We start from the raw sequence: 10783 nt of genomic DNA on the forward strand, positions 1-10783 counted from the left end.
AGATGTGTATAAGAGACAGGCCTCGTCCAGGCCCGCGCGGGCCAGCACCTCCCTGGTGTCGGCGCCGGGGGCCGGCGCCGGGTTCGGCAGCCGGCCCGGGGTGCGGGCGAAGCGCGGGGTGGGGGCGGGGGCCGTGCCCGTCCCGTCCGCCACGTACGTGCCCCGGGCCCGGTGCTGGGGGTGGTGCGGGGCCTCGGAGAGGGAGAGCACGGGGGTGACGCAGGCGTCGCTGCCGGCGAAGTCCTCCGCCCACCGGTCCCGGGGGCGGCGGGCGAAGCACGCGCCGATGACCTCGCGCAGCCGCGGCCAGTGCGCGCGGTCCCAGCGGTCGGGGAGCGCCGCCGGTCGCAGGCCGAGACCGTGCAGCAGCGCCGCGTAGAACGGGTCCTCCAGGGCACCCACCGCGATGTGCCCGCCGTCGGAGCACGGGTAGACCGTGTAGAAGGGCGCCCCGCCGTCGAGCAGGTTCTCGCCCCGGCCGCCGGGCCAGGCGCCGCACTCCCGCATGGCGAGGACCATCCCGAGCAGGGACGCCGTGCCGTCGACGATGGCCGCCTCGACGACCTGTCCGGTGCCGGAGCGGCCGCGCTCGTGGAGGGCGGCGAGGATGCCGCAGACCAGGCCGAGGCCGCCGCCGGCGAAGTCCCCCAGCAGGTTCGCCGGGGGCGTCGGCGGGCCGCCGGGCGGCCCCAGGAGGTCCAGGGCGCCGCTGAGGGCCAGGTAGTTGATGTCGTGGCCGGCCGTGGTGGCCAGCGGTCCGCCGCCGCCCCAGCCGGTCATCCGGGCGTACACCAGCCGCGGGTTGCGGGCGCGGCACTCGTCGGGGCCGAGGCCGAGCCGTTCCGCGACGCCGGGCCGGTAGCCCTCGACCAGGACGTCGCAGTGCTCGACGAGGCGCAGCGCCACCGGGGCGGCCGCGGGGTGCTTGAGGTCGAGGGCGACGGAGCGCCGGCCCCGGTGCAGGACGCGGTGCCAGTCGGCGAACGGGCGGGGCACGCCGGGGCGGTCCACCCGGAGCACCTCGGCCCCGAGGTCGGCGAGGTTCATACAGGCGAACGGCGCCGGTCCTATTCCGCCGAGTTCCAGGACGGTGAGGCCGTGCAGGGGGCCGCCGTGCGCGCCGGAGTCGTCGTGATCGCTCTTCAGCATGCGCGGAATCTAGGCTCCGCCGCTCGACGCGGCCTCGCGTCGCCCAGCCGTCCGTACGCGGATCGGGCTCCGGGCCCGCCCGCGGGCTCGCACGGGCGCGCGAGGCAGGGGGAACACGGCCCGCGGGCTCAAGCGGGAGTCGAGTCGCACCTGACATCGTGGGAGCACGCTGCCCGCGCCAAGATGTCCGACAGCGCGAAGGAGAGCGTCCATGAGCCAACCGGTGTCCATGAGCGATCCCAGGCCCGGCCGTTGCCGCGTCTGCGGCGCCGATGTCGTGGAGTTCCTCGACCTCGGCGCACAGCCCTTGTCCGACGCGTTCCTCACCCCGAAGGACATCGGCCACGAGTTCTTCTACCGTCTCGCGGTGGGCCGTTGCACCGGCTGCACCATGGTGCAGCTGATGGAGGAGGTGCCCCGCGAGCGCATGTTCCACGCGGAGTACCCGTACCACTCGTCCGGCTCGTCCGTGATGCGGGAGCACTTCGCCGCGACCGCCCGCCGGTTCCTGGACACCGAACTCGCCCGTACCGAGGACCCGTTCGTCGTCGAGCTCGGCTGCAACGACGGTGTCATGCTGAGGACCGTGCACGAGGCCGGGGTGCGGCACCTGGGCTTCGAGCCCTCGGGCAGCGTCGGCCGGCTGGCGGCGGAGAGCGGCGTGCGGGTGCGGGAGGCCTTCTTCGAGGAGAGCACCGCCTCCGACCTCCGGCGCCGGGAAGGCGCCGCCGATGTGATCTACGCGGCCAACACCCTGTGCCACATCCCGTACATGGACTCCGTGCTGCGTGGTGTGGACGCGCTGCTCGCCGCGGACGGGGTGTTCGTGTTCGAGGACCCGTACCTCGGCGACATCGTGGAACGGACCTCGTTCGACCAGATCTACGACGAGCACTTCTTCTTCTTCACCGCCCGTTCGGTCCGGGCGATGGCCCGGCGGGCGGGTCTGGAACTGGTCGGCGTGGAGCGGCTCTCGGTGCACGGGGGCGAGGTGCGCTACACGCTCGCCCGGGCCGGCTCCCGGCAGCCCTCACCGGCCGTGGCCGAGCTGCTCGCCGAGGAGGAGGCGCGCGGCCTCGCGGACCCGCGGACGCTCGACGCGTTCGCCGAGCGGGTGGCACGCCACCGCGACGAGCTGGTCGCGCTGCTGCGGCGGCTGCGTGCGGAGGGCCACACGGTCGCCGCGTACGGAGCCACGGCGAAGAGCGCCACCGTCACCAACTACTGCGGAATCGGTACCGAGTCGGTGTCCTTCGTCAGCGATTCGACGCCCGCCAAGCAGGACCGGCTGTCGCCGGGCATGCATCTGCCCGTCGTCCCGCCCGAGGTCTTCGCCAAGGCCAAGCCCGACTACGCGCTGCTGTTCGCCTGGAACCACGCGGAGGAGATCATGCGCAAGGAGGAGGACTTCGCGCGCGAGGGCGGCCGGTGGATTCTCTACGTTCCCGAGGTGCGTGTCGTATGACGCTCCCCTTCACGGGCCGTACGGTCCTCGTCACCGGCGGCGGCACCGGCATCGGACGCGCCGCCGCACGCGGTTTCGCCCAGCAGGGCGCGGCCGCCGTCCTGGTCACCGGCCGCCGCAAGGACCGCCTCGACGCGACCGCGGCCGGACATCCGGCCATCGTCCCGGTGCCCGCCGACGTCACGACGGAGGAGGGCGCCGAGGCGGCCGCCGCCGCGGTGCGGGCCCGGGGCGGAACGCTGGACGTGCTCGTCCACAACGCCGGGATCTTCCGCTTCACGCCCCTGGGGGCGCTGGACACGCGCACCGCGTCGGAGGTGCTGGAGACGAACGTCGTCGGTCCGCTGCTGCTCACCGCGCGGCTGCTGCCCCTGCTCCGCTCGCCGGGCGGCAGCATCGTCCTGGTCTCCAGCCGCGGCGGCCACAACCCCGGCCCGGGCAGCTCGCTGTACTCGGCGTCCAAGGCGGCCGTGCACAGCTTCACCCGGAGCTGGGCCGCGGAGCTGAGCGAGCGGGGGGTCCGGGTCAACGCGGTGGCGCCCGGCTTCGTGCGCACCGAGGCGTACGAGGCGAACGGACTGAGCCCGGCGGAGGCGGAGGGCCTGTTCGCCGGTGTCGCCGGCACCGTGCCGCTCGGCCGGGTCGCCGAACCGGAGGAGATCGCGGCCTGGATCACCACGCTGGCCTCGGAGGAACACGCCTTGGTGACGGGTCAGATCATCACCGTGGACGGAGGGCTCGACATCTCCACGACGTGAGGCCCCGGCCCCGCACGAGTGTCCGCGCCGTGTCCCCCGGGACACGGCGCGGCCTTGCCGCGACAGCGGCCTTACCGCGACAGCGGAAGAACAGGGTATGAAAACAGCAAGAGCAATGCGGAAAGAGGAAGACGCTATGAGGATTCTGGTGACCGGTGCCACCGGCGGGGTCGGCAGGCGGGTGGTTCAGCGGCTGCTCGAAGCGGGCGACGGCATCCAGGTGCGGGCACTGACGCGCGACCCCTCCCGGGCCGGCCTGCCGGACGGGGTGGAGGTGGTCCAGGGCGACCTGGAGAAGCCGTCCTCCCTGCGGGGCGTCTTCGACGGTGTCGACCGGATGCACCTGTTCCCGGTCGAGGACACGGCGGCCGAGACGGTCGCCCTGGCGCGGGCCGCGGGCGTGGGCCGGGCGACGGTACTGTCCGCGGCGGCGGTGACGACCGGACACAGCGTGAACCCGGTCGAGCAGGTCGTCGAGGAGTCCGGCATGGAGTGGACCCATGTGCGGCCGGGCGAGTTCATGACCAACAAGCTGCATCTGTGGGCGCCGTCAGTGCGGGCCGAGCGCGTCGTGCGCTACCCCTTCCCGGACGAGCTGGGCGTGCCGGTGCACGAGGACGACGTGGCCGCGGTGATCGTGGCCGGGCTGCTGGAGGACCGGCACGTCGGCCAGTCCTACACGCTGACCGGACCCGCGGCGCAGACCGTGCGGGAGCAGGTGGCGGCGATCGGCGCGGCCCTCGGCGAGGAGGTGCGGTTCGAGGAGGTCACCCGTGACAGGGCCCGTGAACTGATGAAGGCCCAGGGCGGTTTCGCCGCCGAGCACGCCGATCTCTTCCTCGGGTTCGCCGACTACGACGGGGCCGAGGCGAGCGGCGAGGACGGCTACTCCGAGGAGGACTGGTCGGAGCTGCTGAAGCCGTGGCCCGGCGTCGAGCAGGCGACCGGCCGCGCGCCGCTGGACTTCGCCCGGTGGGCGCGGGACCACGCCGACGACTTCCGCTGACCGGGACGCGGGACCGGGACGCCGGCCGCCGCTGAGGCGGCCGGCGTCCGGTCCCGCGGTATCCGGCCGTCAGCGGGCCTTCTCCACCAGCCCCTCCAGGATCGCGACGATCTCGGAGGGGCGTTTCTGTGCCGCGTTCTCACGCGCCAGGTCCGCGGCGCGCTCCCGGTAGGAGGGGGTGTTCAGCAACTCCCCCAGCGCCTTCTCGATGCGCTCCGGCGGCTCGTTCAGATTGAGCGTGATGGAGGCCCCGTAGGCGTCGATGCGCTTCATCGGGATGGCCGACGCCAGCATGTCGGCGAAGACCAGCTGCGGCACCCCCGCGTTGACCGCTGTCATGCAGGTCTGCCCGCCGCCGTGGTGGATCAGCAGGTCGCAGGCGGGCATCACGGCGTCCAGCGGCAGGAAGCCGGCCCGGACGTCGGGCCATTCCGCGCGCAACTGCTCCGCCACCTCGTCCTTGGTGGCGACGAGCAGGTCCGTCCCGCGCAGGGTGGGGCTGTCCAGCAGCGGCCGGAAGAAGGCCACGCCCAGCGTGTCGATCATCGCGGCGCGCGACCCGGAGGTGACGAGCACCCGCGGACGGCCGTCCCTCCGGAACATCCACGGCTCCAGCGGTGTCTGGGTGCCGCCGGGGCTCCACCGCATGTGCTCGGCGGGCTCGGCGTCGGCCGGACGCACGCTGGGCGGGGTGATGTGGATGTACAGGTCCTCGACGGGGACCCGGTCCAGCCCGAGGGCGTCCAGTTCGGGCCGCAACTCGTCACTGGCGAACTCCCGGTCGCTGGGCTCGCGTTCGAGGCCGTCCCAGGCCTGGACGGCGTACGGGACGCCCAGGTGGTGGGCGATGAGCGCCGCGCCGTAGTTGCGGGTGCCGCCGACGACGAGATCGGGCTTCCAGTGGTCGGTCAGCTCCACCAGGGCGCCGAGGCTGTCGGCCGCCATCCGCGCGAACCCGCGGCTGGCGAACTCCAGTTCAGCCACCTCGCCGCGCGGCCGGTCGAGCTTGCGGCCCTCGCGGTCCCAGAACATGGCCTGGAAGACGCCCTTGGCGGATACGGCGATGGCGGGGAGCCCCAGCTCCGTGATGGCCTGGATGTCCTCGTCCGGTACGGCGACGACGACACTGTGCCCCTCGGTGCGGCAGGCCGAGGCCAGCGGCACGAGGGCGTGCACGGTCGCACGGCCGCCACCGGTGAAGAACAGGATGCGCACAGCTCTCTCCTCAAGCTCGGTTGGTGGGACGAAGTACGGTGGGACGGGCGCCGGGGGGCCGGCGCCGGGCCGGCCTCACACCCGGGAGCCGCTCGCCTCGACCTGCACCCGGACGGTGAGGTTGTCCTCGGCGTCGTAGACGGTGGACGTGCCGCTGCTGGTGAAGGTGTCGCCGTCGAGTTCCGCGCGGTGGTCGATGTCCACCCACCCCGCGTAGGCGCCGTCCTCGTCGACGAGGCGCTCGGCGATGCGGTAGGCGAAGCCGCTCTCGCCGTGCGGCTCCCAGGTGCCGGCGCCGTTGCCGCCGGGGGCGGGGCCGCGCAGGATGAAGGCCCGCCCGCCCGGCGTCAGATGGACCGTGCTGACGAACTCGCCGTCGGGCAGGCGGAATCGCTCCTGCCAGGTGCCGACGGGGCCCCCGTGCGCGGGCCTCGTGCCCACGGCGGTGTCCCCGGTCTCCCGCTGCTGCTCCACGCGGTTCCTCCCCTGCGTCGTGGCCCGGGCCGAATCTCCCGTGCCGGGGACGCGCACCGTACGTGCCGCTCCTCGAAGCCCGCTCGAAGTCGCCCCGGCGGGACGCCTCCACCCGGGTTCGACGGCTGGTCGAGGCAGGTCGCGCACCATGGACGGACGACCCCGTCACGACCACGAGGAGAGCGATGAGCACGCCCACGGAGACAGCCGTCCCGGACACGGCACGGGAGGTCCGGCTGACCCGCCACCTGGGCCCCGACGAGGCCGCCACCCCCGCGCACTTCGAACTGGCCGAGGTGAAGGTGGAGCGGCCCGGCCCCGGTGACGTGGTGGTGCGTACCGACTACGTCGGCGTGGCCGCCGCGTACCAGGACCTGATGCGCCCCGACTGCCCGCTGCCGGTGCCGCCCTACACCGTCGGCGGCCGGATCGGGGGCGGCGAGATCGGCACCGTCGTGCACTCGCAGAGCCCGGACCTGGCGGTGGGCGACCTCGTCCAGACCATGCGGGGCTGGGCCGAGTACCACGTCGGTCCGGCCGCGTCCTTCCACCGCCTCGACCGGGACCTCTTCCCGAGCCCGTCGTACTACCTCAGCCAGGGGACGACGGCCTACTACGGCATGGCGACGCTCGCCCAGTCCGGACCCGACGACGTGGTGTTCGTCTCGGGGGCGGCGGGCGGGGTCGGCTCGCTGGCCGGGCAGATCGCCCGCTGTCGGGGCGCTGCCCGGGTGATCGGCAGCGCGGGGAGCCCGGAGAAGGTCCGGTACCTGGTGGAGGAGCTGGGCTTCGACGCGGCGTTCGACTACCACGACGGGCCGGTCCTGGACCGGCTGCGGGACCTGGCGCCGGACGGCATCTCCGTGTTCTTCGACAACGTGGGCGGGGAGCAGTTCGAGGCCGCGGTCCATGCCGCGGCCCCGCACGCCCGGTTCGCCCTGTGCGGGGCGCTGGCCGGGCAGATCGGCGGCAGCGGCGGGGCTCCGCGGCTGGACCTGCTCACCGCCATCACCAAGCACCTCGACCTCAAGCCCTTCGCCACGTATCACACCGGCGAGCAGGTCCAGGCGTGGACCGAGGCATTCGCCGGCTGGCTGGCCGAGGGCCGGTTCACCTTCCCGCAGACCGTCGTCGAGGGCGGCATCGCGCAGGCGGCGCCCGCGCTCCTCGCGCTGCTCGCCGGGGAGCACCGCGGCAACGTCGCCGTGAAGACCTCCGCGTGAGCGTCCTCGACCGGCGGACGCTCAACCGCACCCTTCTGCGACGGCAGTTCCTGCTGCACCGCACCGACCTGCCGGCCCTGGACGTGGTGCGCCGGCTGGTGGCGGTCCAGGGCCAGGAGCCCAACTGGCCCTACGTGGGGCTGTGGACCAGGATCGCGGACTTCCGGCACGGCGCGCTCACCGGGCTGCTCACCCGACGGGAGGTGGTGCGCTCGACCGTCCTGCGCCGCACCCAGCACATCCTGGCGGCGTCCGACTTCGCCTGGCTGCGGCCCACCGTGCAGCCGGTGGTGGGCGTCGCGCTCACTCACCCGTACTACGCGCAGGAGGTCGAGGGCGTCGACCTCGGCCTCCTCGCGGAGGCCGGGCGGAAGGCGCTGGGCGGCGGCACGCTGACCCGGCGCGGGCTGGGGCAGCTCCTGGCACCGGACTTCCCCGGCCGCGGCGCGACCCGGCTCGCCCAGGCGCTGGAACTGCTGGAGCCGCTGGTGCATCCGCCGCCCAACAGCGTGTGGGGCGCGTGGGGGCACCGCAGGGAGACCCCCGTGGCCCTCGCCGAGGAGTTCACCGGCGTCCCCATGGCGCCGGCCGACCCCCGCACGATGGTCCTGCGGTATCTCGCGGCGTTCGGCCCGGCCGGCGTCATGGACGTACAGGCGTGGTCCGGTCTGACCCGGCTGCGGGAGGTGATCGCGCCACTGCGGCCCGAGCTGCGCACCTACCGCGACGAACACGGCACCGAGCTGTTCGACCTGCCGGACCTGCCCCTGGCGGACCCGGCCGAACCCGCTCCGGTGCGGTTCCTCCCGGCGTACGACAACGCGGTCCTCGGCCACCGCGACCGCCGCCGCGTCATCGCCGACGAGGACCGCAAACGCATCGCGCCCCGTTCGTCGATGGGCGTACCGCTGTTCCTGGTCGACGGATTCGTGCACGGCAGCTGGTCCCTCACCGAGGACGGGCTGCGGGTCGAGCCGTTCCGGGAGCTGTCGGCGGCGCGGCGCACGGCGGTGCGGGAGGAGGCCGAACGCGTCCTCGCGTTCGTCTCGCCGGAGGGCGGGGGAACGGTCGCGTTCGCCTGAGTGGTGCTCCAGCCGCGCTCCGGGCGGCTGGAGCACCGTCGTCCGGGGGCGCCCGGACACCGCGGGCGCCCCCGGACCCGCCCGGACCCGCAACGGGCCCGGCACTGACGAGGAGGCCCATGAACAGCACCGGACTGGCCCCGGAAAGCCCGCTGTCCGCGATCTACAGCCGGGGCGCGCTGTACGAGGCGGTCTACCGGGGCCGGGGCAAGGACTACGCCGCCGACGCGGCGAAGATCACCGGCATCGTCCGCGAGCGGTTCCCGCAGGCGCGGTCGCTGCTGGACGCCGCCTGTGGGACCGGCTCCCATCTGCGGTACCTGGCGGCGGAGTTCGCCCATGTGGAGGGGCTGGACCTGGCGCCCTCCATGCTGGCCGAGGCCCGGACGGCGCTCCCCGGGACGCGCTTCCACGAAGCCGACATGACGGAGTTCCTGCTGGATCGCCGCTTCTCCGCCATCACCTGCATGTTCTCCTCGATCGGCTATCTGCCGACGCGGGACGCGCTGGAGTCGGCCATGGCCTGCTTCGCACGGCACCTGGAACCGGGCGGCGTCCTGGTGGTGGAGCCGTGGTGCTTCCCGGAACGGTTCACCCCGCGTCAGGTCATGAGCGACCTCGCCACCGTGGACGGGACGGGCATCGCCCGGATGTCGCACGCGACCCTGGTCCGGGAGGGCCGGGGCTGCCGGATCGAGGCCCACTACCTCGTCGCGGACGCCGACACGGGTGTGCGGCACTTCACGGACGTCCACGACCTCACTCTGTTCCGCCGGGACGAGTACGAGGCCGCTTTCACCCGGGCCGGCTGCACCGTGGAGTACCTGCCGCCGCCCGACGGGCGGGGCGTGGGGCTCTTCGTCGGTGTCCGGGCAGCGGATCGCTGAGGGGGCGGGTATGCGCGTACGCGAACTCGCCGTCGGCGGCGCCCTGGAGTTCACGCCCGAGGTCTTCCCCGACGAGCGGGGACGGTTCCTCTCCCCGTTCCAGCAGCCCGCCTTCGCGGAGGCCCGCGGTCACCCGCTGTTCCCCGTCGAGCAGATCAGTTACAGCGTCTCGCGCCGCGGCGTCGTCCGGGGTGTGCACTACACGGCCACCCCGGCGGGCTGCGCCAAGTACGTCTTCTGCTCGCGCGGGCAGGTCCTGGACGTGGTGGTGGATCTGCGTGTGGGGTCGCCCACCTTCGGCTCCTGGGACACCGTGGTGCTGGACGCGGAGGAGTGCCGCGCGCTGTACCTCCCCGTGGGCGTGGGCCATCTCTTCGTGGCCCTGCGGGACCACGCAACGATGCACTACACCCTGTCGCGGAGCTACGAACCGTCCCGCGAACGGGCCGTCTCCCCTCTCGACGGGGACCTGGCGCTCCCGCTGGACGACCGGGAGGCCATGGTGCTCTCCGAGCGCGACCGGGCGGCCCCGACGCTCGCCGAGGCCCGGGAACGCGGCCTGCTGCCCGACTACGCGGTCTGCCGCGAGCAGGACGGCCGCCTCGCCACCGCCGGGGCCCGGCGGTGAGCCCGGTGGGCCGACCGGGCCCCGGGGACGCGGTGGCCGTGCTGGGCGGCACCGGATGGGTCGGCGGCCATGTCCACGCGGCGTTCGCGCGGGACGCCTCCCGGGTCCTGTCCCTCGCCCGGCACCCGGCGCCGCGGCTGCCGCCGGACGCGTTCCGCCCGGTGGACCTGACCGCGGTGCCCGCGCGGGAGCTGGCCCGGCTGCTGCGCGACGAAGGGGTGCGCACGGTGGTCAACGCCACCGACGGGGCCAACGCCACCGACGGCTGGGACCGCTCGGAGGAGGCGCTGCGGCGGACGAACGTGACGGCCGTGCACCGGCTGCTGGACGCCGTCGTGCTGCTTCCGTGGCCGGTGCGTCTCGTCCACATCGGCACGGTCCACGAGTTCGGTCCCGTGCCGCGCGGGACGCTGCTGGGCGGCGGGGTCGAACCGCGTCCGACGGGAGCGTACGGGCGCAGCAAGCTCGACGGCTCCCGGGCCGTGCTCGATGCCGCGGCGGCCACCGGCCAGGTGGACGCGGTGGTCCTGCGGGTGGCCAGTGTGTGCGGCCCCCGCCCGTCCCCCGCGAGCTTCGTTGGACACCTGCTGTCCGCGTTCCGGCGGTACGCGGACACCGGCGCGCCCGCGCGGATCGTCGTCGCGGACGCCGCCCGCGACTTCGTGGACGTACGGGATGTGGCCGACGCCGTCGTGGCGGCCGCGTCACCGCGCAGGCAGGTGCGCGGGCGGGCGGTCACGATCGGCAGCGGCGTCGCCACGCCCGTGGCCGAGCTGGTCACTGCGTTCCGGCGCGCGGCGGGGCTGCCGCCCGGCGCGGTGGGGGGGCGGGGCCCCGGCCCGGGGGGCGGGGGTGTCTCTTATACACATCTCTTGTGGCGCGGGGGGGGCGTGGAG

11 protein-coding genes are annotated in these 10783 nt (G+C 74.1%); 8 read left to right on the forward strand and 3 right to left on the reverse strand.

What is annotated here, in order from left to right:
- Positions 1-1149: CaiB/BaiF CoA transferase family protein (locus tag CR470_RS30875; RefSeq protein WP_107489515.1), on the reverse strand; the 1149-nt coding region annotated here is incomplete at its 3' end.
- Positions 1150-1360: 211 nt separating this feature from the next.
- Here CR470_RS30875 and CR470_RS30880 point away from each other — a divergent pair.
- The 3 genes from CR470_RS30880 to CR470_RS30890 all read left to right on the forward strand — a co-directional run bounded on the left by CR470_RS30880 (position 1361) and on the right by CR470_RS30890 (position 4378).
- Entirely contained in the window at positions 1361-2614 is a 1254-nt protein-coding gene (locus CR470_RS30880) for a class I SAM-dependent methyltransferase (RefSeq protein ID WP_257138971.1), read from the forward strand.
- Positions 2611-3372, forward strand: coding sequence for an SDR family NAD(P)-dependent oxidoreductase (locus CR470_RS30885; protein WP_097870783.1), 762 nt, complete (start codon positions 2611-2613; stop codon positions 3370-3372). Before CR470_RS30880 ends, CR470_RS30885 begins: the two co-directional genes overlap by 4 nt.
- A gap of 136 nt (positions 3373-3508) precedes the next feature.
- Entirely contained in the window at positions 3509-4378 is an 870-nt protein-coding gene (locus tag CR470_RS30890) for an SDR family oxidoreductase (RefSeq protein WP_097870784.1), read from the forward strand.
- Positions 4379-4447: 69 nt separating this feature from the next.
- On the opposite strand, the gene CR470_RS30895 is transcribed toward CR470_RS30890, so the two are convergent.
- Complete coding sequence (locus CR470_RS30895) at positions 4448-5593, reverse strand: glycosyltransferase (protein WP_097870785.1); 1146 nt, start codon at positions 5591-5593, stop codon at positions 4448-4450.
- Between the two features lie 75 nt (positions 5594-5668).
- Entirely contained in the window at positions 5669-6067 is a 399-nt protein-coding gene (locus CR470_RS30900; RefSeq protein ID WP_097870786.1) for a hypothetical protein, read from the reverse strand.
- A gap of 185 nt (positions 6068-6252) precedes the next feature.
- Here CR470_RS30900 and CR470_RS30905 point away from each other — a divergent pair, with 185 nt between their 5' ends.
- From CR470_RS30905 to CR470_RS30925, 5 genes are all read left to right on the forward strand, one after another.
- Positions 6253-7290, forward strand: coding sequence for an MDR family NADP-dependent oxidoreductase (locus CR470_RS30905; RefSeq protein WP_097870787.1), 1038 nt, complete (start codon positions 6253-6255; stop codon positions 7288-7290).
- Entirely contained in the window at positions 7287-8372 is a 1086-nt protein-coding gene (locus CR470_RS30910) for a winged helix DNA-binding domain-containing protein (RefSeq protein ID WP_097870788.1), read from the forward strand. Before CR470_RS30905 ends, CR470_RS30910 begins: the two co-directional genes overlap by 4 nt.
- A 119-nt stretch (positions 8373-8491) precedes the next feature.
- The gene (locus CR470_RS30915) at positions 8492-9259 is read left to right on the forward strand and encodes a class I SAM-dependent methyltransferase (RefSeq protein ID WP_097870789.1); all 768 of its coding nucleotides are present in this window, start codon (positions 8492-8494) and stop codon (positions 9257-9259) included.
- A 10-nt stretch (positions 9260-9269) separates the two neighbouring features.
- Complete coding sequence (locus CR470_RS30920) at positions 9270-9887, forward strand: dTDP-4-dehydrorhamnose 3,5-epimerase family protein (RefSeq protein ID WP_097870790.1); 618 nt, start codon at positions 9270-9272, stop codon at positions 9885-9887.
- A 5-nt stretch (positions 9888-9892) separates the two neighbouring features.
- A partial coding sequence (locus tag CR470_RS30925) for an NAD-dependent epimerase/dehydratase family protein (protein ID WP_179892429.1) occupies positions 9893-10783 on the forward strand: 891 nt, incomplete at its 3' end.

The organism is Streptomyces sp. rh34, from assembly GCF_002551245.1.
Taxonomy (GTDB): Bacteria; Actinomycetota; Actinomycetes; order Streptomycetales; family Streptomycetaceae; genus Streptomyces.

Coding starts and splice junctions, on each gene's coding strand:
- CR470_RS30880 (WP_257138971.1), top strand. CDS start 1,361: ATGAGCCAACCGGTGTCCATGAGCGATCCCAGGCCCGGCCGTTGCCGC.
- CR470_RS30885 (WP_097870783.1), top strand. CDS start 2,611: ATGACGCTCCCCTTCACGGGCCGTACGGTCCTCGTCACCGGCGGCGGC.
- CR470_RS30890 (WP_097870784.1), top strand. CDS start 3,509: ATGAGGATTCTGGTGACCGGTGCCACCGGCGGGGTCGGCAGGCGGGTG.
- CR470_RS30905 (WP_097870787.1), top strand. CDS start 6,253: ATGAGCACGCCCACGGAGACAGCCGTCCCGGACACGGCACGGGAGGTC.
- CR470_RS30915 (WP_097870789.1), top strand. CDS start 8,492: ATGAACAGCACCGGACTGGCCCCGGAAAGCCCGCTGTCCGCGATCTAC.
- CR470_RS30920 (WP_097870790.1), top strand. CDS start 9,270: ATGCGCGTACGCGAACTCGCCGTCGGCGGCGCCCTGGAGTTCACGCCC.